25 protein-coding genes and 1 tRNA gene are annotated in these 20,769 nt (G+C 69.7%); 9 read left to right on the top strand and 17 right to left on the bottom strand.

The features are described from left to right. Window positions 1–92 precede the first annotated feature (92 nt). The 3 genes from KTR66_RS03795 to KTR66_RS03785 are packed head-to-tail and all read right to left on the bottom strand — an operon-like array spanning window position 93 to window position 3,519. Entirely contained in the window at window positions 93–1,070 is a 978-nt protein-coding gene (locus tag KTR66_RS03795; protein ID WP_213610574.1) for a hypothetical protein, read from the bottom strand. Continuing rightward, window positions 1,067–2,356 (bottom strand): adenylosuccinate synthase, encoded by a 1,290-nt coding sequence (locus KTR66_RS03790; protein ID WP_213610573.1) that lies wholly within the window; start codon window positions 2,354–2,356, stop codon window positions 1,067–1,069. The genes KTR66_RS03795 and KTR66_RS03790 overlap by 4 nt, the downstream gene beginning before the upstream one ends. Window positions 2,357–2,361: 5 nt before the next feature. Next, complete coding sequence (locus KTR66_RS03785) at window positions 2,362–3,519, bottom strand: ATP phosphoribosyltransferase regulatory subunit (RefSeq protein ID WP_213610572.1); 1,158 nt, start codon at window positions 3,517–3,519, stop codon at window positions 2,362–2,364. Between the two features lie 78 nt (window positions 3,520–3,597). Here KTR66_RS03785 and KTR66_RS03780 point away from each other — a divergent pair, with 78 nt between their 5' ends. After that, window positions 3,598–4,128 carry a hypothetical protein gene (locus KTR66_RS03780; RefSeq protein ID WP_213610571.1) on the top strand — a complete coding sequence of 177 codons (531 nt, stop codon included), beginning with the start codon at window positions 3,598–3,600 and terminating at the stop codon, window positions 4,126–4,128. 12 nt (window positions 4,129–4,140) lie between these two features. On the opposite strand, the gene KTR66_RS03775 is transcribed toward KTR66_RS03780, so the two are convergent. From KTR66_RS03775 to KTR66_RS03760, 4 genes are all read right to left on the bottom strand, one after another. After that, window positions 4,141–4,659: a DinB family protein gene (locus tag KTR66_RS03775; RefSeq protein WP_213610570.1), complete on the bottom strand. Its 519-nt coding sequence runs from the start codon at window positions 4,657–4,659 to the stop codon at window positions 4,141–4,143. A 19-nt stretch (window positions 4,660–4,678) separates the two neighbouring features. Next, a complete protein-coding gene (locus KTR66_RS03770) occupies window positions 4,679–5,185 on the bottom strand; it encodes a YbjN domain-containing protein (protein ID WP_213610569.1) in 507 nt (168 codons plus the stop codon). Window positions 5,186–5,394: 209 nt separating this feature from the next. Continuing rightward, the gene (locus KTR66_RS03765) at window positions 5,395–5,745 is read right to left on the bottom strand and encodes a DMT family protein (protein ID WP_213610568.1); all 351 of its coding nucleotides are present in this window, start codon (window positions 5,743–5,745) and stop codon (window positions 5,395–5,397) included. Then, on the bottom strand, window positions 5,742–7,013 hold the full coding sequence (locus KTR66_RS03760; RefSeq protein WP_213610567.1) for an AmpG family muropeptide MFS transporter: 1,272 nt from the start codon (window positions 7,011–7,013) through the stop codon (window positions 5,742–5,744). The genes KTR66_RS03765 and KTR66_RS03760 overlap by 4 nt, the downstream gene beginning before the upstream one ends. A gap of 46 nt (window positions 7,014–7,059) precedes the next feature. On the opposite strand from KTR66_RS03760, the gene KTR66_RS03755 reads away from it, so the two are divergent. The 5 genes from KTR66_RS03755 to KTR66_RS03735 all read left to right on the top strand — a co-directional run bounded on the left by KTR66_RS03755 (window position 7,060) and on the right by KTR66_RS03735 (window position 10,411). Beyond that, window positions 7,060–7,701 carry a histidine phosphatase family protein gene (locus KTR66_RS03755; RefSeq protein ID WP_213610565.1) on the top strand — a complete coding sequence of 214 codons (642 nt, stop codon included), beginning with the start codon at window positions 7,060–7,062 and terminating at the stop codon, window positions 7,699–7,701. Window positions 7,702–7,792: 91 nt separating this feature from the next. Then, window positions 7,793–8,596, top strand: coding sequence for a lipid-binding SYLF domain-containing protein (locus KTR66_RS03750; protein WP_213610563.1), 804 nt, complete (start codon window positions 7,793–7,795; stop codon window positions 8,594–8,596). 101 nt (window positions 8,597–8,697) lie between these two features. Then, window positions 8,698–9,153, top strand: a complete 456-nt coding sequence (locus KTR66_RS03745) for a YcgN family cysteine cluster protein (protein ID WP_249731834.1) — start codon at window positions 8,698–8,700, stop codon at window positions 9,151–9,153. Continuing rightward, complete coding sequence (locus KTR66_RS03740) at window positions 9,150–10,091, top strand: dihydrodipicolinate synthase family protein (protein WP_213610559.1); 942 nt, start codon at window positions 9,150–9,152, stop codon at window positions 10,089–10,091. The genes KTR66_RS03745 and KTR66_RS03740 overlap by 4 nt, the downstream gene beginning before the upstream one ends. A gap of 5 nt (window positions 10,092–10,096) precedes the next feature. Beyond that, window positions 10,097–10,411, top strand: a complete 315-nt coding sequence (locus tag KTR66_RS03735; RefSeq protein ID WP_371819009.1) for a cupin domain-containing protein — start codon at window positions 10,097–10,099, stop codon at window positions 10,409–10,411. A 19-nt stretch (window positions 10,412–10,430) separates the two neighbouring features. On the opposite strand, the gene glmS is transcribed toward KTR66_RS03735, so the two are convergent. Together glmS and glmU are read right to left on the bottom strand one after the other, a co-directional pair. After that, entirely contained in the window at window positions 10,431–12,254 is a 1,824-nt protein-coding gene (glmS, locus tag KTR66_RS03730; RefSeq protein WP_213610557.1) for a glutamine--fructose-6-phosphate transaminase (isomerizing), read from the bottom strand. A gap of 25 nt (window positions 12,255–12,279) precedes the next feature. Continuing rightward, window positions 12,280–13,578 (bottom strand): bifunctional UDP-N-acetylglucosamine diphosphorylase/glucosamine-1-phosphate N-acetyltransferase GlmU, encoded by a 1,299-nt coding sequence (glmU, locus tag KTR66_RS03725; protein ID WP_213610555.1) that lies wholly within the window; start codon window positions 13,576–13,578, stop codon window positions 12,280–12,282. Between the two features lie 118 nt (window positions 13,579–13,696). Between glmU and gph the strand changes: the two genes are divergently transcribed. After that, entirely contained in the window at window positions 13,697–14,323 is a 627-nt protein-coding gene (gph, locus tag KTR66_RS03720; protein WP_213610553.1) for a phosphoglycolate phosphatase, read from the top strand. Here gph and KTR66_RS03715 read toward each other — a convergent pair. Further along, window positions 14,297–15,064 (bottom strand): DUF3108 domain-containing protein, encoded by a 768-nt coding sequence (locus tag KTR66_RS03715; protein WP_213610551.1) that lies wholly within the window; start codon window positions 15,062–15,064, stop codon window positions 14,297–14,299. The two genes, gph and KTR66_RS03715, sit on opposite strands and share 27 nt — an antisense overlap. An 83-nt stretch (window positions 15,065–15,147) precedes the next feature. On the opposite strand from KTR66_RS03715, the gene KTR66_RS03710 reads away from it, so the two are divergent. Together KTR66_RS03710 and KTR66_RS03705 are read left to right on the top strand one after the other, a co-directional pair. Then, a tRNA-Val gene (locus KTR66_RS03710) sits at window positions 15,148–15,222 on the top strand. A 269-nt stretch (window positions 15,223–15,491) separates the two neighbouring features. Further along, window positions 15,492–15,839: a hypothetical protein gene (locus tag KTR66_RS03705; protein ID WP_213610549.1), complete on the top strand. Its 348-nt coding sequence runs from the start codon at window positions 15,492–15,494 to the stop codon at window positions 15,837–15,839. 3 nt (window positions 15,840–15,842) lie between these two features. On the opposite strand, the gene KTR66_RS03700 is transcribed toward KTR66_RS03705, so the two are convergent. From KTR66_RS03700 to KTR66_RS03670, 7 genes are all read right to left on the bottom strand, one after another. Continuing rightward, window positions 15,843–16,022 (bottom strand): hypothetical protein, encoded by a 180-nt coding sequence (locus tag KTR66_RS03700; RefSeq protein ID WP_213610530.1) that lies wholly within the window; start codon window positions 16,020–16,022, stop codon window positions 15,843–15,845. Between the two features lie 58 nt (window positions 16,023–16,080). Beyond that, window positions 16,081–16,560: a DUF5681 domain-containing protein gene (locus tag KTR66_RS03695; protein ID WP_371819006.1), complete on the bottom strand. Its 480-nt coding sequence runs from the start codon at window positions 16,558–16,560 to the stop codon at window positions 16,081–16,083. Next, window positions 16,550–17,197: a hypothetical protein gene (locus tag KTR66_RS03690; RefSeq protein WP_213610527.1), complete on the bottom strand. Its 648-nt coding sequence runs from the start codon at window positions 17,195–17,197 to the stop codon at window positions 16,550–16,552. The genes KTR66_RS03695 and KTR66_RS03690 overlap by 11 nt, the downstream gene beginning before the upstream one ends. Further along, entirely contained in the window at window positions 17,194–17,544 is a 351-nt protein-coding gene (locus tag KTR66_RS03685) for a hypothetical protein (RefSeq protein ID WP_213610525.1), read from the bottom strand. Before KTR66_RS03685 ends, KTR66_RS03690 begins: the two co-directional genes overlap by 4 nt. A 937-nt stretch (window positions 17,545–18,481) precedes the next feature. Continuing rightward, entirely contained in the window at window positions 18,482–18,697 is a 216-nt protein-coding gene (locus tag KTR66_RS03680; RefSeq protein ID WP_213610523.1) for a hypothetical protein, read from the bottom strand. Next, window positions 18,697–18,939 carry a hypothetical protein gene (locus tag KTR66_RS03675; protein ID WP_213610521.1) on the bottom strand — a complete coding sequence of 81 codons (243 nt, stop codon included), beginning with the start codon at window positions 18,937–18,939 and terminating at the stop codon, window positions 18,697–18,699. Before KTR66_RS03675 ends, KTR66_RS03680 begins: the two co-directional genes overlap by 1 nt. A 172-nt stretch (window positions 18,940–19,111) precedes the next feature. After that, the gene (locus KTR66_RS03670; RefSeq protein ID WP_213610519.1) at window positions 19,112–20,428 is read right to left on the bottom strand and encodes a site-specific integrase; all 1,317 of its coding nucleotides are present in this window, start codon (window positions 20,426–20,428) and stop codon (window positions 19,112–19,114) included. Between the last annotated feature and the right edge of the window lie 341 nt (window positions 20,429–20,769).

Raw genomic sequence — 20,769 nt, 5'->3', positions numbered from 1 at the left:
GCGGGGAGGTTAGGCGGTGGGGCGCGCCCCCTGCAATCGGTGACACGGTTGCTTAGACCTCGCACGACCTCCAAACATTGAATGGGCTATCGCTATGCACCCTTTTGGCTTGGCTTGTTGTCGCGTGAGGCGTGTGGCCGAACCACCATGAACCCATCACCGCTTTCTTCGGCCTCCCATTCCTCGACGCCTCCTACGAAACCTCGTCGCAATGGAACCGTAGCAAAGGGATTGTGCACGAGGACAAAATCGCTGCCAGGCTCCACAGGAGCATCGTGAGCGAGGCGTCCGAGATGGGTCGTCGAGTATAAGACGGCGCTTACTCCACGACCGCGTGGATTGGCGAAGAGTGTTGTCGCGACCGCTCCGCCACCGCTCTTCTCAATTTGAGGGCGACTTGACCAACCAATTCTGCTTGAGACACGACTCTCCAGATCGAAGGAAACCGTCATGTGTCCAATAGGAAACAGGGCCTTCAGGATGGTGGGTATTTGAGCTCCCCACCACGCCTCGGGGATGCCGCCGACATTGATGGCGATAACGTAGGCATCGCGGAGCCCAACGAGTCGGCCTCGCATTTGACGTGCGCGCTGCCTTCGCTTCTCGCGTAGTGCCTGCGTCAAACGGAGCAAAATCTGCTCTTCAGGAAACTGCCGCGCAATGGAGACCCGACCGGTCATGGGTTCCAAGGGCGGTACGCTATCGGGAGCGCCTGGAACCCCTGGGCCTGGTGCGACGGCCTCGAACCAGACCTTCTGTCCGCAATCAAGAGTCAGTCCCACGTCAGGGGCGTTGTCCGTCAAGCGCGATAATTTGAAATCGCGCTGGAGCAGGGCGGCCGCAAGATACATTTCCCAAAAACGATCTTGCGTGTGCAGCGGGAACTGGTCGTAGAAATGCTTCGTCGCGTACGGGCGGTAAATCGTCCAGAGCCGTTCCAAGTGGCTCCTGACTAACGTTGCGCGGTCATGTTCAGCTTGAATGGCGGTGTAAAGCTGACACGGTGCTTTCGGCGCTGCCCTCTTCAGCAACTCAATAGGCGCCTCCCATTTCGAGGAGGCGGCTGTCATCCCGCGAAAGGGTCCCTGAGCGCAATGGTGTCGTCGCGGTCGGGCGAGGTGCTGAGCATCATCACCGGCGCCTCCACCAGCTCCTCGATGCGGCGGATATACTTCACCGCCTGGGCGGGCAGCTGCGCGTAGCTGCGGGCGCCCATGGTCGAGCCGGCCCAGCCTTCCATCGTCTCGAAGACGGGCTCCGCCTTGGCCTGGGCGCGCATGGCGGCGGGCAGGTGGCGCATCTCCACGCCATCCACGCGGTAGCCCGTGCAGATCTTCAGCTCCGGCAGGCCGTCCAGCACGTCGAGCTTGGTCAGCACCAGGCCGTTCACGCCGCCGATCTTCACCGCCTGGCGCACCATGGCCGCATCGAACCAGCCGCAGCGGCGCGGCCGGCCGGTGACCGTGCCGAATTCGCGCCCGCGCTCACCCAGGCGCTTGCCGATCTCATCATGCAGCTCGGAGGGGAAGGGGCCGGAGCCGACGCGCGTCGCATAGGCCTTGGCGATGCCGAGCACGAGGCCGATGGAATCCGGGCCCACGCCCGCGCCGGCCGCCGCATTGCCGGCGACGGTGTTGCTGCTGGTCACATAGGGGTAGGTGCCATGGTCCACATCCAGCATCACGGCCTGCGCGCCCTCGAAGAGCACGCGCTTGCCGGCGGCGCGGGCCTCGGCCAGCCGCTCCCAGACCGGCTCGCCATAGGGCAGCAGCTGGGGGGCCAGGGCCAGCAGCGCATCCAGCAGCGGCTGCTTCTCGAAGGGCGTGGCGCCCAGGCCGCGCAGCAGGGAATTGTGGTGCAGCAGCAGCTCATCGAGCTTGGCCGAGAGCGTCTCGGGCTCGGCCAGGTCGCAGAGGCGGATGGCGCGGCGGCCCACCTTGTCCTCATAAGCCGGGCCGATGCCGCGTCCGGTGGTGCCGATCTTGTCCTCGCCGCGCGCCGCCTCGCGCGCGCGGTCGAGTGCGGGGTGCAGCGGCAGGATCAGCGGCACATTGTCCGCGATGCGCAGATTGTGCGGGCCGACATCCAGGCCCTGGGCGCGCACCTTGGCGATCTCGCCCAGCAGCGCGTCGGGGTCCAGCACCACGCCATTGCCGATGATGCCGAGCTTGCCGCGCACCACGCCCGAGGGCAGCAGGCTGAGCTTGTAGGTGGTGCCATCCACCACCAGCGTGTGGCCGGCATTATGGCCGCCCTGGAAGCGCACCACGATCTCGGCGCGGCTCGCGAGCCAATCCACCACCTTGCCCTTGCCCTCGTCGCCCCACTGGGCGCCGATCACGGCGACATTGGCCATAACGCTTAACCTTTCTGAACCAGCGGGACGGGGTTTGCGCCATCCCAGACATGGGTGCAACGGAGGGCGACCGCCCCATCCTCGGCGGCCAGCGCCGCGACGGTCGCATAGCCCTGATCCCGCAGGGCCGCACCCACCGCGGCCGACGTGCCGAGCGGCAGGAAGCAGCGCGGGCGGGGCGGCGTGGCGGGGGCCGCGCGCAGCACCGCATCGGGGTAGAGCGTCATGCCCGTCGCCGGCTCGTCATTGGCCGAGAGATAGCGCCCGCCCTTGGCGAGCTCGCCCGATTGCCCGGGGCCGAAGATCGTGAAGGCGACGCCCACATGATAGCGGAAGCCCCGGAACTCCACGGGGTCGAGCGTGATCCGCAGCTGCGGCGCGCGGGCCGCGATGGCCTCGATGATGCGGGCCGCGTTCTCGGCGATGGCGCGGGCGGCTTCCGGCAGATCGGCCTCCCGCAGCACGGCGAGCGCGGGTCCGGCCGGGCCGGCGGCGGCGAGCAGGCGGGGCAGCAGCAGCGCCACGGGCCCCGCACCCTCGGCCAACGCCGTGACGGCGGCGGCGTCCTTGCGGTCCAGCGCACGGATCAGGCGCTGGGCCAGCGCATCCTCGATGCCCGCGGCATCCAGCAGGGCCTGGGCCATGCGGGGCAGCGTCACGTCGAGCGTGATGCCCGTGACACCCACGCGAGCCAGCGCCTCGGCGGCGACGAGCGCCACCTCGGCATCGGCCTCGGGTGCCGCGCCGCCGATCAGTTCCACGCCCGCCTGGGCCAATTGGCGGGAGGGGGCGAGCTCACTGCCGCGCACCCGCAGCACCTGGCCGGCATAGCACAGCCGCAGCGGCCGGGCCTGGAGGCCGAGCCGCGTGGCGGCGATGCGGGCCACCTGCGGCGTGGTGTCGGCCCTGAGGCCCATCATGCGCTGGCTGACCGGGTCCATCAGGCGGAAGGTCTGCTCGGCCACGGCGGCGCCGGAGCCGCCCAGAAGCCCTTCCTCGAATTCCAGCAGCGGCGGCTTCACGCGCTCATAGCCGTAGCGGGCGAAGCCCTCCATCAGCGCCTCGATGAGCGCGGCCTCCCGCTCCGCCTGGGGCGGCAACAGGTCCATCAGCCCGGCCGGCAGCAGCCCGGGCGGGGTGGTCAGGGAGGTTCCGTCGTTCATGCGGTTACCATCTGTGACAGGGGGGATGCTGACCGGCAAGATGCCGGCATGGCATGGGTGACCCTCGAAGGAGAGCCCATGAACCGTCGTCCCCTGCTGGCACTGCCCCTGATCCTGACCATCGCCGCCTGCGACATCGACCCCGTGACGGATTACATGGGCGGCTTCGGAGACCCGGTGCGCGGCGCCGCCCTCTTCGCGCCCAGGAACCTCGGCGATACCTCCCGCTGGCAGGGCGACCCCGCCGGGGCGGCCATGGCGGCGGCGCAGCTGGAATTCCTGGCCCGCAGCTTCCGCGACAACCCGATCTACAATGTGAACAACGTCGCGACGAGCCAGACGCTCCAATCCGCCGTGGCCGAGATGCGCTCGTACCTCGGCATCGCGCCGGGGGCCCGGAATGCGGATGTCGAGATCCTGCTGCGCCGGGCCAGCGTGGCGCTGCGCGAGGGCAGCCAGGCCCAGGCGCTGGCGGCGCTCACCGGCCCCAATTTCACCGCCCCGCCTGCCGAGGTGCTGCGCCGCCTGGGAGATATGCCGCGCCTGCCCATCGTCTCGGCGGCGGCCGGCATGGCGGCGAATGCGATCAGCCCTGGCCGGCGGAGCTGAGCAGCGCCGGGGCTATCCGGCCCAGGCCTCCGGCCCGATCACCCAGGGCAGGTCGGTATCGTCCACCGTGGCGCCGGCGGCCGTGAGCATGGCATGCGCCTGGCCGCGATGATGCGTCTGGTGGTTGAACATATGGGTGACGAGCAGCCAGCGCGGCCGCTGCATCTCCCGGTTGGTGGCGCCGCTGAACCAGGTCAGCTCGCCTTCGAGGTCAGCCGGCGTGAGGCGCGCGGCCCAGGCCTCGATGCCGGCATCGGCCGCGGTGCGGCGGGCCTTCAGGTCGTCCCAGCCGTTGATCCAGCCGGGGCTGCCCGGAATGCCGGTGGGCGGCCGTTCCCAGGCGTCGAAGCGGTGCATCCACACCGTGTCGCCCCAGACGAGGTGGCACAGCGTGCCGTGGATGCTGCCGAAGAAGGCGCCGCGCTCCGCATGGCGGGCGGCGTCGTCCAGGGTCTCCGCCGCGCCATAGAGGCGGCGGTTCATCTCGGTGTTGTAGGCCGCCATGGCGCGGACCCATGCGGGCGTGATCATGGCGGCCGGGATCCCCCGCTCAGGCCTCGCCCACGCAATCCAGCATGGCGGCGTCCAGCGCCTCGGCCGGGGGCTTGCCGCCCCAGAGGACGAACTGGAAGGCGGGGAAGAAGCGCTCGCACTCGGTGAGCGCGATGTCCACCATGTCCTCCAGCGATTCCGCCGAGGCGCCAGGGGCGCCGCGGAGCAGGACGGCGTGGCGGAAGACGGGCACGCCCTCCTCGCTCTCCAGGCCGAAATGGCCGATCCAGAGGCGCTCATTGGCCAGGGCCAGCAATTCGAAGAGCGGGCCGCGCTTGGCGTCGGGCACCTTCACGTCGAAGGCGCAGGAGAAATGCATGGCGCTGATCTCGGGCGACCAGGAGAAGAACAGCGTATAGTTGCACCATTTGCCCGGGGCTTCCGCCGCCATTTCCCCATCGGACCGGCGGTCGAAGGTCCAGTCATTGGCGATGACGATCTGTTCGAGCACGTCGAGCGGGTTGGTGGCGCGTTCTTCTCCAACCTCGGCCAGCATTCCGGACATGTGGCACTCCCCAGGCACCCCGTTGCGAGCACCCGCCGGGCCCCGGGCGGGCCATGGCGCGTGGGTGGCGGGACCGTGACGCCCCCCGCAGGCCCCCCTTGGCCTAGGGATTGGGGTGCCGCGCCCGACTGACCACCACCGCTAGGGTATGGCACCCTGAATCCGCGCCGCAAGTCCTTCCGAGAAGAAGAAGCTGTGAATAACTCGTCTCAATCCACCGGCAGGAAGATGAAGATCACGGCCGCGACCAGACAGGCCATGGCGGCGAAATAGGTCCAGCGCAGCTGCTCGCCCAGGAAGGTCACGCTGAAGACGGCGAAGACGCCGAGCGTGATCACCTCCTGCATCACCTTCAATTGCTGGCCGGTGAAGGCGCCCGAGGCATAGCCGATGCGATTGGCCGGGACCGCCAGGCAGTATTCGAAAAACGCGATGCCCCATGAGACCAGCACCGCCACGTAAAGCGGCCAGGCGGGGGCCTTGAGGTGCCCGTACCAGGCGAAGGTCATCAGGATGTTGCTGCCGATGAGCAGCAGGGGGGTCAGCCAATAGGCGCTCATGGATCGGGCATCGCTCCCAGGGGTTGCGCCGTCTTCGGCGCCGGCGGCAGGCGCTTCAGCAGCCAGAGCATGATGCAGAGCGCTGGCAGCGCCGCCGCCGTCGTCATCAGGAAGAAGTTCGTCCAGCCCAGCGCCTCGGCCCATTGGCCCGACCACGCCCCCAGGAAGCGCAGCGGAACGGCGGCGAGCGAGGAGAGCAGCGCATATTGCGTGGCGCTGAAGGCGCGGTTCGTCAGGCCCGTGAGGTAGGCGACGAAGGCGGCATCGGCCAGGCCATCGGTGAAGTTCTCCACCCCCACCTGGGCGTAGAGCATCCCCATGTCCCGCCCCGCCCAATAGAGCGCGACATACATGAGGTTGGAGAGCATCTGCAGCAGGCCGGTGATCACCAGGGCCCGACCCACGCCCACCCGCGCCACGAAGAAGCCGCCCGCCAGCACGCCGGCGAGCGACATGACCAGGCCGAAGACCACCGCCACCTGCGCCACATCGGCGCGGGAGAAGCCGATGGCGCGGTAGAAGGGCGGCGTCATGATGCCGGCCAGCGCCTCGCCCAGCTTGAACAGCACCACGAAGAGCAGGATCGCCAGCCAGTACCGCCGCCGCGTGAAATCCACGAAGGGGTCCACCACCGCGAGCTTGATGCGCCGCGCCCAGGACATCGCTTCGCGCGGCGGTGCGGCCGGTTCGGGGGCGAAGAGGACGGCCAGGAAGCCGATCGCCACCAGCCCCGCGCAATAGGCGAAGGCGCCCGACCAGCCGATCAGCCCCACCATGCCGAGCGCGCCGGCATTGGCCGCCAGCAGCGCGAAGCGATAGCCCCAGACATAGCAGGCGAAGCCATAGCCCTGCTCCTCCTCCTCCAGGATCTCGATGCGGTAGGCATCGATCACGATGTCCTGGCTGGCCGAGAGGAAGGCCACCAGCACGGCAACGGCCGCTGTCAGCCAGGCCGCACTTGCCGGGTCCGTGAAGCCCAGGGCGAGGATGGCCACCATCAGCGGCGGCTGGATGGAGGCGAGCCAGCCCCGCCGGCGCCCCAGCGCGCGGAAGAAGGGCGGCGCCGCATGGTCCATGACGGGCGACCACAGGAATTTCAGCGAATAGGCCGTGCCGATCAGCGCCGTGAAGCCGATGGCGGCGAGCGAGATGTTGGATTCGGAAAACCATTGCCGCAGCACGAAGCCGGTCAACGGCAGCGGCACGCCGGCGGCGAAGCCCAGCGCCAGCATGATCAGGAAGCGGCGGTCGCGGAACAGGATCAGCATGCGGCGAGGCTACCGGTCCGCCGGGCGCGCCGCTACACCGCGTGCCATGCACATCACCCGCTTCTTCCTGATCCGCCACGCGCTCGTCGAGCCTTCGGCCCGCGCCATGCTCTACGGCAACATGGATGTGGCGCTCTGCGATGCGGCCCTGCGGGAGGAGGCGGCGCTCTATCGCTGGCTGGCGATGCGGCTGCCGCGCCCGGCCCGCTGGGTGGTCACGCCGCTCAGCCGCACCCGCGCCACGGCGGCCGCCATCTTCGCCGCCGGCTACCCCGAGCAGCCCCTGGTGGTGGAGCCCGACATGGCCGAGCAGTCGCTCGGCGAATGGCAGGGCATCACCCATGAGGCGCTGACCGAGCGGCTGCGCCAGCCGCCCCACCCCTTCTGGCCCCATGCCGCGGCCGAGCGCCCGCCCGGCGGCGAAAGCGTGGATGACGTGCGTGACCGCGTGGGCCCGGTGCTGGAGGGGCTGGCGGCCAGCCTGCCCGGCCAGGATGTGGTCATGGTGGCGCATGGCGGGACCATCCGCGCCGCGCTCTCCCACGCGCTGGACCTCAACGGGCACCAGGCGCTGACCTTCTCGGTGAAGAACCTCTCGCTCACCCGCATTGAGAAGCATGGGCCTGATTGGCGGGTGGTCTCGGTCAACGAGGAACCCTGGCTGATCGAGAACCCGACGCCGCCCTGACCTTGCCACAGAACCCCTGTTGAAAGCCCTTCCGGCGCGGCCCCCGGCTCGTTAGAATCGTGGCGCTGCGAAGGGTTATCGGGGGAAGCTCATGCGCCTTGTCATTCTGGCCGCCGCGGCGGCGCTGCTTGCGGCCTGTGCCGGCTCCCCCCAGGGGAACGCGCCGCAATCGCTGGTGGATCGTTCGGCGCTCACCGTCCAGGACATCCTCTCCGGCGAGAATGACCGGCTCGATGCGGCCAGCGTGCTGCGCCGGGCGCGCGGCGCCGTGGTCTGCCCGCAAAGCTTCCGAGCCGCCTTCTTCGCCGGCGGCTCGGGCGGGAATTGCGTGCTGGTCGGGCGCGACGCCGCCGGCTCCTGGTCCTCGCCCGCCTTCTACGCGGTGGGCTCGGGCAGCCTCGGCTTCCAGGCCGGCATCCAGGACAGCCAGACGCTGCTTCTGCTGATGAATGACCGCGCGCTGAACGCGGTGATCGACCGCCAGTTCAAGTTCGGCGCCGATGCCTCGCTCGCCATCGCGCATCTCGGTGGCTCGGTCGAGGGGGCGACCACCACGGCGCTGGGCGCGGACATCCTCTCCTTCTCCCGCTCGCGCGGGCTCTTCGCCGGCCTCGCGCTGGAGGGTTCGGTGCTGAACCCCATGCCCGACTGGAACGCCGCCTATTACGGGCGGGATGTGGGCGCGCGGGAGATCGTGATCAGCATGTCGGCGCATAATCCGGGTGCCGACCCTCTGCGCGCCGCGCTGATGCGCTTCGGCGGCCAGGCCACGCCGGCCGCAGCTCCCGCGCCTGCCGTGCAGCCGGTGGCGAGCCCCGCCACCAGCACGCGCAGCGGCACGGCCTCGCGGGGTGGCGTGGCGCGCACGCCGCTGCCGCCCCCGCCTCCGCGCTGAGCAGGGTTGCCCGCCCCGCCGTTTCGCACCCGGCGGGATTGGTCTAAACCTCTCGCGTGCTCGCCAACGCGCCCTTCTGGAAGACCAAGACGCTCGACGCCATGACGCGCGCCGAGTGGGAAAGCCTCTGCGACGGCTGCGGCCGCTGCTGCCTCCACAAGCTGCGCGAGGACGACACCGGCCGGCTGCACCACACCGAGATCGCCTGCCGGTTGCTCGACACCGCGACCGCCCGCTGCACCGACTACGCCAACCGCAAGCGCCGCGTGCCCGACTGCATCCGCCTCACCCCCGCCCGCCTGCAGAAGATCGACTGGCTGCCACCGACCTGCGCCTATCGCCTGGTCCATGAGCGGCGGGACCTGCCCGAATGGCACCCGCTGCGCTCGGGCGACCCGGAGAGCGTGGTGCGCGCCGGCGTCTCCGTGCGCGGCCGCGTCGTGCCGGAGCGTGAGGCCGGCGCCTCGGAAGACCACATCGCCACCTGGCCCGGCAACTGGCCGAAACGCGCGGGCGTCAGGCCCGCCATAGGTTCACTGGAAGGAAAGACCCCATGAAGGACGCCCTGTTCGGCGGCATCAACGCTGCCGTGCTCACCGCGATGAAGCCGGACTTCACGCCCGATCTCGACCGCATGGCGAAGCATGCCAAGTGGCTGCTGGCCAATGGCTGCAACGGCCTCGGCATCATGGGGACGACGGGCGAGGCGAACAGCTTCGGCCTGCATGAGCGCAAGCAGATCCTGGAAGGCCTGATCGCCCGCGGCGTGCCGGCCAAGACAATGATGCCCGGCACCGGTTGCGCCTCGCTCGCCGATACGGTGGAACTCACCATCCATGCGCGCGAGCAGGGCTGCCGCGGCGTGCTGCTGCTGCCGCCCTTCTACTACAAGGGCCCGTCGGATGACGGCCTCTTCGCCTATTTCGACGAAGTGGCGAAGCGCGTGGGCGGCGGCATCGCCCTCTACCTCTATCACTTCCCGCAGCAATCGGCGGTGCCCTTCAGCCTGAGCCTGATCGGCCGCCTGCTCGACGCGCATCCCGGCGTCTTCAAGGGCGTGAAGGACAGCTCGGGCGACTACGCCAATATGAAGGCGATGATCGACGCCTTCGCCGCGCGCGGCTTTGAGGTCTATTCGGGCTCGGACGAGTTCGTCCAAAAAATCCTGGCCGAGGGCGGGGCGGGCTGCATCACGGCGGCGTCGAACTGCAACAGCCATTGGGGCGGCATCGTCTATGCCAAGCGCACCGGCCCCGAGGCCGATGCGGCCCAGGCGATGCTGACCGCGACGCGCCGCGCCGCCACCGCCGTGCCACTCATCCCGGGCCTGCGCGAGATCATCGCGCGCAGCACGGGCGATGATGGCTGGCGCGTGATCCGCCCGCCGCACCTGCCGCTCTCGAAGGAGGATGGCGACAAGGCCTGGGCGACCTGGCAGGCGACGGGTGCTCTGCCCCTGCCGGGCATGCCGGCGGTGAAGCAGGCGGCGGAGTAGGCGCGGTGAAGGAGCCGATGCGCTGCCGGGAGCCGGCGGTCGCCGTGCCGCAGATCGATGACGACAAGGTGCGCGTCATCCGCTGGGATTTCGGCCCCGGCGCCGAGACCGGCTGGCACCGGCATGGCTGGCTCTATGTCGTGGTCCCGATGATGGATGGCGAGCTGCTGGTCGAATACCCGGACGGCACGACCAGCACCTCCATCCTGAAGAAGGGCGAGGCCTATCACCGCGTCGCCGGCGTCGAGCACAACGTCATCAACAACGGCCCGGGCCCGCTCTCCTTCGTGGAGACGGAAGTGAAGGCGTTTCCGGGTTAAGCCCGGAAACGCGTCTGCCTCACTCCACCGTCACGGATTTCGCCAGGTTGCGCGGCTGGTCCACATCCGTGCCCTTCAGCACGGCGACGTGATAGGCCAGCAGCTGCACCGGGATGGCGTAGAGGATGGGCTGCGCGAAGACGCCCACCTCCGGCAGCACGATGACCCGCTCGGCGAAGCGCTCCAGCCCTGGCGCGCCCGCCGCGTCGGTGAAGGCCATGATCCGCCCGCCACGCGCCGAGGCCTCCTGCAGGTTGGACAGCGTCTTCTCATAGAGCGGCCCGCTCGGGCAGAGCGCGATGACCGGCACGCTGTTGTCGATCAGCGCGATGGGCCCGTGCTTCATCTCGCCGGCGGCATAGCCCTCGGCGTGGATGTAGCTGATCTCCTTGAGCTTCAGCGCGCCTTCCATGGCGATGGGGAACAGCGCGCCGCGGCCCAGGAACAGCACATCGCGCGCGCCCGCCACCTCGGCGGCCAGCGCCTTGATCTGCGCGTCCTGCTCCAGCACCTCGGCCGCCTTGTGCGGCACTTCCAGCAGCGCCTTGGTCAGCGCGCCCTCATCCAGCGTCGTCAGTTCGCGCCGGGCGCGGCCCAGGCCGATGGCGAGGCAGGCCAGCACGGCCAGCTGCGCCGTGAAGGCCTTTGTGGAGGCGACGCCGATCTCGGGCCCGGCCACGGTCAGCACCGTCGCGTCGCTTTCGCGCGCCATGCTGCTCTCGGGCACGTTGACCACGGAGAGGATGCTCTGCCCGTTCTCGCGCAGCAGCTTCATCGCCGCCATGGTATCCGCCGTCTCGCCGGACTGGCTGACGAGGATGGCGGCACCGCCTTCCAGCAGCGGCGGGTTGCGGTAGCGCAGCTCGCTCGCGACATCGGCATCCACCGGGATGCGCGCCAGCTGCTCAATCCAGTAGCGGCCCACCTGCGCGGCGAAGAAGGCCGAGCCGCAGGCGGTCATGGTGATGCGCGGCACGCGCGCCGCGTCGAAGGGCAGGCGGGGGAGGTTCACTTCCAGCGTGCGCGGGTCGAGATATTGCCGCAGCGTGTCGCCCAGCACGGCGGGGTGCTCGTGCAGTTCCTTCTCCATGAAGTGGCGGTAGTTGCCCTTGCCGGTCGCGGCCCCCGAGACGGCGGTGACCCGCACCTCACGCGTCACCGGATTGTCGTGGATGTCGAAGAAGCGCGCGTCGTTCTCGGAGAGGATCGCCCAGTCGCCCTCCTCCAGATAGGCGATGCGGCGGGTGAGCGGGGCGAGCGCCAGCGCGTCGGAGCCCACGAACATCTCGCCCTCGCCGAAGCCGACCGCAAGCGGCGCACCCTGGCGGGCCACGATCAGCGTCTTGGCCTCGCCCGCGAACATCATGGCCACGGCGAAGGCGCCCTGCACGCGCTTCAGCGCCGCGGCGGCGGCCTGCTCCGGCGTCATCCCCTGGGCCAGCAGGTCATCGAGCAGCAGGCAGAAGGTTTCGGTGTCGGTTTCCGTCTGGAAGACGGCGCCCTTCGCTTCCAGCTCGTGCCGCAGCTCGGCGTAGTTCTCGAAGATGCCGTTATGCACCACCGCCACGCGCGCCGTGGCATGGGGATGCGCGTTGCGCTCAACCGGCGCGCCATGCGTGGCCCAGCGCGTATGGCCGATGCCGGTGGTGCCGCTCAGCGGCGATTCCGCGAGCACCTGGGCCAGGTTGTTGAGCTTGCCCTCGGCGCGGCGGCGCTGCACCTCGCCCTCCACCAGGGTCGCGATGCCCGCGCTGTCATAGCCGCGATATTCCAGGCGGCGCAGCGCCTCCAACAGGCGGGGGGCGGCCGCTTCACGGCCGACGACGCCGACGATTCCACACATGCGATCGAAATCTCCCGGTTGGAGCCTATTTGCCCTTGAAGCCACGGCCCGGCTTGTTCACCTGCCGCCCGCGCGCCACGGCCAGCGCGTCATCCGGCACGTCCTCCGTCACGACGCTGCCGGCCGCCACAAGCGCGCGGTCGCCCACGCGGACGGGCGCCACCAGCGCCGTGTCGCTGCCGATGAAGGCGCCGGCGCCGATCACGGTGCGGTGCTTGTTCACGCCATCATAGTTGCAGGTGATGGTGCCGGCGCCGATGTTGGAGCCGGCGCCCACCGTCACATCCCCCAGATAGGTCAGGTGATTGGCCTTGGCACCCTTGCCGAGGCTCGCCGCCTTCAGCTCCACGAAATTGCCGACATGTGCCCCTTCGCCCACCTCGGTGCCAGGGCGCAGCCGCGCATAGGGCCCGATGATCGCCCCGCTGCGCACCACGCATTGCTCGAGATGCGAAAAGGCGCGGATCGTCACCCCCTCTTCGACCGTGACGCCGGGCGCGAAGACGACATGCGGCTCCACCACCACGTCCCGCCCCAGCTGCGTGTCCCAGGCGAGGCAGACGGTCTCGGGCAGGGTCAGCGTCGCACCGCCCAGCATGGCGGCCTCGCGCAGCTTGGCCTGCACCTCCGCCTCGGCGGCGGCGAGCTCGGTGCGGCTGTTGATGCCGCGCAGCTCGGCCTCCGGCGCCTCCACGGCGCGGTTGCGGCGGCCCTCGGTGCGGGCGGCGCCCACCACGTCGGTCAGGTAGAATTCGCCCTGCCGGTTGTCATTCTTGAGGCCCGCGAGCCAGCGCGCGAGATCGGGCCAGGCGGCGCAGACCACGCCCGCATTGCACAGGCCGATGCCGCGCTCTGCTTCGTTCGCATCCGCCCATTCGACGATGCGCTCGACTTCGCCCGCCGCGTCCTGCACCACGCGGCCATATCTGGCAGGGTCCGTGGGGCGCATGGCGAGCAGCGTGAGGTCCGCCTCCGTCCGCGCCGCCACGAGGCGCTGCAGCGTGGCGGGCGAGATCAGCGGGTTGTCGCCATAGAGCACCGCGACATCGCCGGTGAACCCCTCCAGCAGGGGTGCCGCCATGCGGGCGGCGTGGCCGGTGCCCAGCCGTTCGGCCTGGACCACGCTCGCATGCGGCAGCACGGCCTTCTGCAGCTCCGGCATGCCCGGCCCTGCCACCACGATGATCCGCTCGAACACCGTCTCGCAGGCGGCGATCAGGTGGTTGATCATCGGCCTGCCGGCGATGCGATGCATCACCTTGGGCATGGCGGACTTCATGCGGGTGCCCTGGCCCGCCGCGAGGATGATGGCTGCGCGCATCATCCAGGCGTAGCCGCCCCGGCCCCTGCGCCGCAACCCCGGCGGCGGATGACGCTTTCTTGCAGCGCGTAACGCCCGGGGCTTTCTTGCCCGGCGCCGGCCTGGCGGCTACCACGCTTCCATGCCGCTCGCCATCTTTGATCTCGACGGAACGCTGGTGGACAGCGCGCCTGACCTCCGCGCCGCGCTGAACCGCCTGATGGCGGCGCAGGCCGAGGCTCCCTTCGCCCTGCCCGATGTGGCGGCGATGATCGGTGACGGCGCCCGCGCGCTACTGGTCAAGGCCTTCAACGCCCGGGGCCGGAGCTTCGACGAGGCGCTGCTTCCCGGCTTCCTGGAGGATCTCGAGGCCAATTCCGCGGTTCTGACGCGCCCCTATCCGGGCATGGTGGCGGCGCTGGAGGCCTTGGCCGCGCGCGGCTGGCGGCTTGCCGTCTGCACCAACAAGCCCATTGCGGCCACGCGCGCCCTGCTGGCCGAACTCGGCCTTGCGCCGCATTTCGCGCTCGTCCTGGGCGGCGACAGCCTGCCCATGAAGAAACCCGATCCTGGCCATGTCCGTGGCGTGCTGGAGGGTCTGGGCGTCGCCGCCGCAGACGCGGTGATGATCGGCGACCATCAGAATGATATCCGGGCCGCGCGTGGCGCCGGCGTGCGCAGTGTCTTCGCCGCCTGGGGCTATGGCGATGGCGCGGGCGCGGATCTCATCGCTGCCACGCCGTCAGCGCTGCCCGCGCTCCTCGGATAGTTCCACCAGGCTTGCCTGGATGGTGCCCCACCAGCGGCTGGCGATCTCGACCTGAACGGGGATCGCGGGCGCGCCCGGCTGCGTCACGCCGAAGACCAGCGTGCTGCGCGTCGGCCGGCTCGTCTCCTCGATGGGGCGGTCGAGCGGGATGCCGGCGATGGGACGGCTCTCGACGTCACAGCGCAGCAGGCCGCGATCCGAGGCCAGCACGACGGGATGTGTCCTGACCTCGAACTCGGTCACGCGCCGGCCGTCGAAAGTGCGGGCGCGGACGTCGCACCGCGCCGTCTCCCGCACATGGGCCGTCAGCAGGACGATGGCCGAGAGCGGGTCGATATGGCCGCGCCGCGCGTCATCGGGCACAGGGGTGCGCTCCATGTCCTGCGCGGGTTCGAGCGTTGCGACGCGCGCCGTGCCATCCGGTGCGTAGTCCAGGACCGTGCGGCGTGCCGCGCCGCGCCAACTGCCCTCCGTCTGGTAGCGGCGGGGCTGGGTGGCGCCAGGGTGGAGCAGCCCATCGCTGCGCGCCTGGGTCTCGGATCGGATGAGCCAGGCGGCGACGCCCCGCGTGCGGGAGCGTGTCTCGATGCTGTAGGGCGTGCCGGCGGGCCCGAGGGTGAAGCGCACCTCCGCATCGGCCACAGTGATTCCCGCCGCGGTGATGGTGTAGGTCGCGCGCCATCGCTCGGCGGAGGCCGGGGCCGCGAGAAGCAGCAGGGCAAGGGCGATGCGCGCAAGCATGTGTTAACATGTAGGCCGTGCGCCTTGCGGCGCAACCGGCTTGACAGGAACGGCGTCCCGCCGCAAAGGGAGCGCCATCGGATGGGCGCGTAGCTCAGCGGTAGAGCACTGCCTTCACACGGCAGGGGCCACAGGTTCAATCCCTGTCGCGCCCACCATCCAAATCAATTACTTAGCCCCTACCTCAGATCGCTCGGCACAAGCCGGGGTAACACCGGGGTAACAGCCGTCACGGCAAGCGCGGACCCCGCCACCGTGCTACCCTGGCGACATGCCCACGCCTCGGAAGAAGCCCCTCCCCAAGAGCCTACGCGCCGTCCGGGCCATCCACCCTGGCGACCCGCACCAACCGCACGTCGGCAACCTTTCGGCCCTTCGGGCACGGCTCCTTGCCCTCATAGACGCGGACGATGCGGCGCTTGACGCCTTGGAGGCCGGCACCGTCTCGAAGGACCAGGCGTGGGCGATGATCGAAGGGGCTATGGACGCGCTCACGCGCGCTCTGCTTGGTCTGGACCCGGACGTGGGGCATCTGCCGGCCTGGAACGCTCCCGGCGCCATAGACGCGCACCTGAGGCGGGTTCTGAACCTGCCGGACGGGCCGCCAGAGGATGCGGTCAAGACAGCGCTGGCGAAGCTGCTTCACGTCTCGCGCCAGGTCAGGACCGATACGGGCAAGGGGAGCAAGGATGCCGAGACGGGCAGCGCGGTCCTCATCCACTTCATCGGCCTAACGGCCGCTCATCTGCTTGGGGAATCCCCGCCGCCGGCCTGAGGGTCAGCCCTCGCCGGCAGCCGGCCCGTAGCGCAGCCGCCAGTCGTTGAGGTCCGCCGCCTGCTCCGGAGCGACCGTGACCGCGACCCGGCCCGTCCATCCCGTTGCAGCCCGCCAGGCCGCGACCCGCGCGGCGATCTCGGCATCCGAGAGCCGGTAGCCCTCCATGTGCAGCCATCGCACGGCCCCGGCCTGCCCTCGACCGGCAGCACGTTCCAAGCGCGCGACGCGCCCCGCCAGCTCAGAGCGCCGCACTGCCCACCCCCTGCCGCTCCGCCTCAAGCGCCGCGATCCGCTCGGCCAAGTCTGCCAACTGCACCGCGCCGGCATGGCGCTCCACAAGGCCGGCAATCGCGCCCGCTTCGTCGGGCGCCAGGTGACCACGGGCCACTTCCTCCGCCAGCCGCGCCAGCGCCTCGCCATGGGCGCCAGGTGCTCGCAGATCGGGCAGGGGAACGGTGACGCGCCGTGTGCGGGGGGCTGGCCACGTCCGCGCTAGGACCAGTTCAGCCGCGCGCGCATCGCCAGCAAGCGCCCGATCAAGCACCTGGCGCAGCACCTCGCCCGCGTCGCGCTCCGCCAGCTTGTCCAACTTCAACAGCGCCGCCGGGCGGCTCCCGCGCTTGCTGCCGCCCGGACACCCACTCACGCCGGGAGCGAAGCGCCCGCGCTGGCGACGCGGGCCGCCTGCATTCTCAGGCTCCGCCCCCTCAGGCGGCATTGGGTCGCCAGGCCATTCGCTCGGCCGCTTCCAGCGCAATCCGCATCTCAACAGCCTGGTCAACGCCCGGGACCGCGATCAACACCACCTCCGCGAACGGTTCATCGCTCGCGGTTGGACGACGCGGCAGGCGGAAGTGTCGCGTGTCGGCAAGCACGCTGGCGTTCGTCGCCGCCTGGATCGCACGCAGCGCCCCAAGGTGCCCATAGAGCGCCGCCAGCGCCGCCGCGTAGCCTTCCGCGTGCGGCGAAGCCGCCGCGCTTCCCCATCGCCGGAGGGCTTCGCCGGCAGCCTCCCGCGCCGCGATGATCGCGGCCTCAAGGCGCACGCGCTCGCGCCGCGCGGCTTCGCCGCGTCGCTCGGCCTGGCGCACCGCCTCACGGGCCGCCTGAGCATCACGGGCAAGCTTGTCCGCCTGCTCCTGCGGGATGCGGGCCAGCAGCGCGTCACCCTCGCCAGCCTCAGCCGCTTCGGTGGCCCGGGCCGCCTCCACGCGCAGCGCAGGCAGGGCGGATGAGCACTCAGATTCGATCCGCTGCGCCTGGTTATGCTCGACCATGAGCTTCATGAACCCCGAGCACTCGACCGGCAGTTCAGGCAGGGGGGCCGCCTCCAACTCCATCGCTTCGCGCATCATCGGGCAGCCTCCCGCCGCGCCATCGCCAGCTTCACCAGCGGATGCCCCGCGCCCTTCATCAGCACGACGTGGCACCCGGGCGAGGCCGGCTGATCCACCAGCGACACTTCGGTAATCACCGGCCGGAGGCGATGCTTCGCCGCCGCCGCTCGCGCCTTGGCGATCTCGACCAACGGATGATCGCCGCCCCCCTTCTTCACGTCCTCGGGCTGCGCCTCCGGCGCCCCCGGGCGCTTGCCCGGCAGCATCCCGGCCGCCGCGCCGGTTGCGTGCAGGAGGCGCTGCGCCTCCTTGAACAGCCGCGATGCCTCCCGATAGTCCGCCAATTTCTGAGCCTGAGTCGCCATCTATATCGCCTCCATTGCCTGAGAAAATCCGCAGCCGACCAACGGAAAGCGGCCGGCGTCGCCCGTCGCCATCCACCACCAGGTGACGGCCTCGCCCTTCGACGCCAGCCGCGACGCGGCCGGCCGGGACTGATGTTTTCGCGCAGTAGGCGAGCCATCCGCGCAACTGCACCACGTTCGTTGACACGATCTCGCGCCAGCGCCCCGGCTCCGGTCTATCAGCCATCCAGAGCAAGCCGCCCGGCAGCTTCGCCGCCGCATCGCCCCGATACTCCTTGGCGAGAAAGGCTCGGACGAAGCGCCAGAGGTCCCAGCCCTCCGAGCGCGGCACGACCAGCGCCAGATGCAGATGCACGCCCCGGCGCGGCTCATATTCAGCGCAGCACCACCCGCGCAGGCTACGCCCGCGCCGCCGCTGCCAGTCCGCCACCGCTCGAAGAAGCCGACGCCGAAGCGCACCAACCGCCCGCGCCTCAGCCTCAATCCGCCGCCCGGACCAGTCCCCCGGATGGTCACGCCCGATGCTCCCGCCCGCAGCGCGCGGCGAGATGCCCAGCCGAACGACGCCCTCACCGCGTGCCATCGCTTCCGCGATGACACGCTCACCAGCGGCGATGAGATGACCCACCTTATAGGCGACACTCGCAGAAGCATCCCGGAGGGCGCCATTTCCCGCAGATTTCCGGGGCTTTCCGCGCGATGCGCTGCGCGTCGAAACTTCGCGGTAACTGACGGACCGCGCGCCGGTTCCTTCACCGAAGTTTGCTCCGCCAGGGTAGTCACCCGCAGGCGGGCCGCCATCACGGGGCATCCCCGCGATACTGCTTGTCTAGACGAATCGGGCGCGATAGACTGCAACCTTCTCCGGAAATGGGCATGTGACTTCACCGGCTCGGGGTTCCCTCCCCCGAGCCGGCCCCCACTGGCACGCTTGAAGTCAGGCCGGAGCATCACTCTCGGCCGGCAGGCCCATCGCCGCGATGGCGAGGGCGCGATGCACGCCATCTTCGTAATCGGCGCCCTTCGTCCGCGCTTCCAGCAGCAGGGCGACGATATGCGCCGGCTCGCCAGTCTCACGCGCGCGGCGGATCGCCTCGCGCGTGTCCGCCTCACCGATCTCGGCCGCGACGCCGTAACCGGACAGGATCGCCATTACGCGGCCCGGCGCGCGTCGCGCTCGGCCGTGCTGGCGCAGCGCGCCGATGCGGTCCGCTCGGCCCATTCCAGCAGATCGGACCAGCGATAAAGCGCCCGCCCATTGAAGGTGCGGAACGGCGGGCCACCCCCGCGCGTGGCCTTCGTCGCCAGCGTCGCGGGCTTGATCAGGAAGCCGGCGGCAGTCAGGGCCTCCGCCGCCGCCTTCCGGATCAACAGGGTGTCGGGGTGCAAGGTCATGGTGCGATCTCCGCGCTATTGCCCCTCCGGTGTGGCGATATTTGCGCGGCCAATCTACCGATTTTTTCTGATTACTTTGCCTTGCACCGTTCGATTGCGATTTTGCCCGATTAGTCCGAACAAAGAATCGCAATCCATTGCGATATTGCCCACGTATTCTTGCGATGCGCCCTCAGGCGCCCGCCGCGTGAAGCTGGATGATCTCGGCCCCCGAATTCGCGGCCGGGTCCATTCGGCGCGCGGTTTCGTCCGCGACCTTATCCGCAGCCGCCAGCAGCACATCGTCCGCGTGATGGATGTAGTCCGGCGTCACGCCGCCGCCTCGGGTCTGGTGACCGATCATGGCGCCCACTGTCAGTTCGCCCATCTTGAGGTCGCTCCCCGCCACACTGGCGAAGCTGTGACGCAGCACATGCGCCGTCACGTCGGGCGGTAGCCCTCCAAGCTTGACAATGCGTGCCATGAATTTCTTGAAGCCGGTCATCGTCGTTTCACCGCGCGACGGCGGGAACACCAGCGCCTCCGGCTCGCCGCCTGTGGCAGCCTTCTGGGCAGCAAGCACCTCACATGCCCGCCGCGAGAGCGGGCGCATGCTGAACCCCGTCTTGGTGTCAGGGAGGAGCGCAGTGCGCCACTCAAGGTGGAGGTCGCGCCAGCGTAGGTTGATTGCCTCGCCGCTGCGCCAGCCGGTCAGGGCCAGGAAGCGCGCGGCAGCGACGGCATGCGGCCACATGCCCGCCTCCGAAGCAGCCACCAGCCCATCATGCAGCCGGCGATACTCATCATCTGAAAGGCGCCGCTTCCGCTTGCCATCGGCCGGGCGCAGCACGCCACGGGCGGGATTGTCGGGGCAGATGCCCACCTTCACGCCATAGGCGAAAACGGCGCCCAACAGGCCGATGGTGCGGCTCGCTGTGCCCATGCCGCCGCGCACATTCCGGAAGGCGTGCGCCTTCTCCAACTTTTCGCGCCGATGCGTCTTGCCGTCCGCCACCGCATACATGAACGATTCAAGATCGGACGTGGTGACGCTCCGCGCCTTCCTGTGACCCAGCAGGGGCAGGATGTGGGCATCAATCCGGCTCTGGTCTGTCGCAAGCGTGCTGGCCTTCTTGGTGCCGCCTCGCCGCGTGGGCAGCCGCCCTGCCTTTGCGGCACGCATGTAGGACTCGCACAGTTCCTTGATGGTCGGGGCCTCGCGCGCCTCGCGCTTGGCGGCGGCAGGGTCAGCACCGCCGGCAGCCTCGGCCAAGATCGTCCGCGCCTTCGCCCGGGCCGTCTCAGGCGTCCAGGGGGCGCCGTGGGTTCCGATGGTGAAACGCCGCTGCCGGGCTTCGGCCGTTCTGAACATGACGAAGTAGCTCACGCCCGGCCCCGAGCGCCGCCGGACACCAAACCCCGGCAGTCCGCCCGGCCCGTCGAACAATTCCGAGTGAGGCGCCAGCGCCCGCACCTCCCGCAGTCCAATCTTCCCCACCGCTGCCGCCATGATCGCCCCCGCAGATGCTCCCCCGTGCGGGGTAACACCGCCGGGGTAACAGCGGGGTAACAGCTATCGGCATGCCGACGCAACAGAAAGCGATAGACAGATAATCGCGTCATGGCAAAGGCGATTGATTCGGATCATAATTTCCGAAGACGAATAGTCGTATCGAAGCCGCGCAAAGCAGGGGCCTTGCCTTCACACGGCAGGGGCCACAGGTTCAATCCCTGTCGCGCCCACCATCCGACCTTCTCCTCATGTGGCGATGTGAGGCCGACTGGCCCGCGCGAGACGCTGACCGGAAAAGCGCGCCCCACCCACCTGCGGATGAGCCGGGCGGAGCCCGC

The sequence above is a fragment of the Roseococcus sp. SDR genome, assembly GCF_019083995.1.
Classification (GTDB): Bacteria; Pseudomonadota; Alphaproteobacteria; order Acetobacterales; family Acetobacteraceae; genus Roseococcus.
This window is presented reverse-complemented; position numbering and strand designations above follow the sequence as displayed.

What these genes read in the sequence shown, in the direction of transcription:
- KTR66_RS03795 (WP_213610574.1), bottom strand. Translation starts at nt 1,070, where the DNA reads ATGACAGCCGCCTCCTCGAAATGGGAGGCGCCTATTGAGTTGCTGAAG.
- KTR66_RS03715 (WP_213610551.1), bottom strand. Translation starts at nt 15,064, where the DNA reads ATGCTTGCGCGCATCGCCCTTGCCCTGCTGCTTCTCGCGGCCCCGGCC.
- KTR66_RS03755 (WP_213610565.1), top strand. Translation starts at nt 7,060, where the DNA reads ATGCACATCACCCGCTTCTTCCTGATCCGCCACGCGCTCGTCGAGCCT.
- KTR66_RS03785 (WP_213610572.1), bottom strand. Translation starts at nt 3,519, where the DNA reads ATGAACGACGGAACCTCCCTGACCACCCCGCCCGGGCTGCTGCCGGCC.
- KTR66_RS03670 (WP_213610519.1), bottom strand. Translation starts at nt 20,428, where the DNA reads ATGGCGGCAGCGGTGGGGAAGATTGGACTGCGGGAGGTGCGGGCGCTG.
- KTR66_RS03780 (WP_213610571.1), top strand. Translation starts at nt 3,598, where the DNA reads ATGAACCGTCGTCCCCTGCTGGCACTGCCCCTGATCCTGACCATCGCC.
- KTR66_RS03750 (WP_213610563.1), top strand. Translation starts at nt 7,793, where the DNA reads ATGCGCCTTGTCATTCTGGCCGCCGCGGCGGCGCTGCTTGCGGCCTGT.
- KTR66_RS03790 (WP_213610573.1), bottom strand. Translation starts at nt 2,356, where the DNA reads ATGGCCAATGTCGCCGTGATCGGCGCCCAGTGGGGCGACGAGGGCAAG.
- gph (WP_213610553.1), top strand. Translation starts at nt 13,697, where the DNA reads ATGCCGCTCGCCATCTTTGATCTCGACGGAACGCTGGTGGACAGCGCG.
- glmS (WP_213610557.1), bottom strand. Translation starts at nt 12,254, where the DNA reads ATGTGTGGAATCGTCGGCGTCGTCGGCCGTGAAGCGGCCGCCCCCCGC.
- KTR66_RS03680 (WP_213610523.1), bottom strand. Translation starts at nt 18,697, where the DNA reads ATGGCGATCCTGTCCGGTTACGGCGTCGCGGCCGAGATCGGTGAGGCG.
- KTR66_RS03690 (WP_213610527.1), bottom strand. Translation starts at nt 17,197, where the DNA reads ATGATGCGCGAAGCGATGGAGTTGGAGGCGGCCCCCCTGCCTGAACTG.
- KTR66_RS03745 (WP_249731834.1), top strand. Translation starts at nt 8,698, where the DNA reads ATGACGCGCGCCGAGTGGGAAAGCCTCTGCGACGGCTGCGGCCGCTGC.
- KTR66_RS03675 (WP_213610521.1), bottom strand. Translation starts at nt 18,939, where the DNA reads ATGACCTTGCACCCCGACACCCTGTTGATCCGGAAGGCGGCGGCGGAG.
- KTR66_RS03695 (WP_371819006.1), bottom strand. Translation starts at nt 16,560, where the DNA reads ATGCCGCCTGAGGGGGCGGAGCCTGAGAATGCAGGCGGCCCGCGTCGC.
- glmU (WP_213610555.1), bottom strand. Translation starts at nt 13,578, where the DNA reads ATGATGCGCGCAGCCATCATCCTCGCGGCGGGCCAGGGCACCCGCATG.
- KTR66_RS03775 (WP_213610570.1), bottom strand. Translation starts at nt 4,659, where the DNA reads ATGATCACGCCCGCATGGGTCCGCGCCATGGCGGCCTACAACACCGAG.
- KTR66_RS03740 (WP_213610559.1), top strand. Translation starts at nt 9,150, where the DNA reads ATGAAGGACGCCCTGTTCGGCGGCATCAACGCTGCCGTGCTCACCGCG.
- KTR66_RS03760 (WP_213610567.1), bottom strand. Translation starts at nt 7,013, where the DNA reads ATGCTGATCCTGTTCCGCGACCGCCGCTTCCTGATCATGCTGGCGCTG.
- KTR66_RS03770 (WP_213610569.1), bottom strand. Translation starts at nt 5,185, where the DNA reads ATGTCCGGAATGCTGGCCGAGGTTGGAGAAGAACGCGCCACCAACCCG.
- KTR66_RS03765 (WP_213610568.1), bottom strand. Translation starts at nt 5,745, where the DNA reads ATGAGCGCCTATTGGCTGACCCCCCTGCTGCTCATCGGCAGCAACATC.
- KTR66_RS03685 (WP_213610525.1), bottom strand. Translation starts at nt 17,544, where the DNA reads ATGGCGACTCAGGCTCAGAAATTGGCGGACTATCGGGAGGCATCGCGG.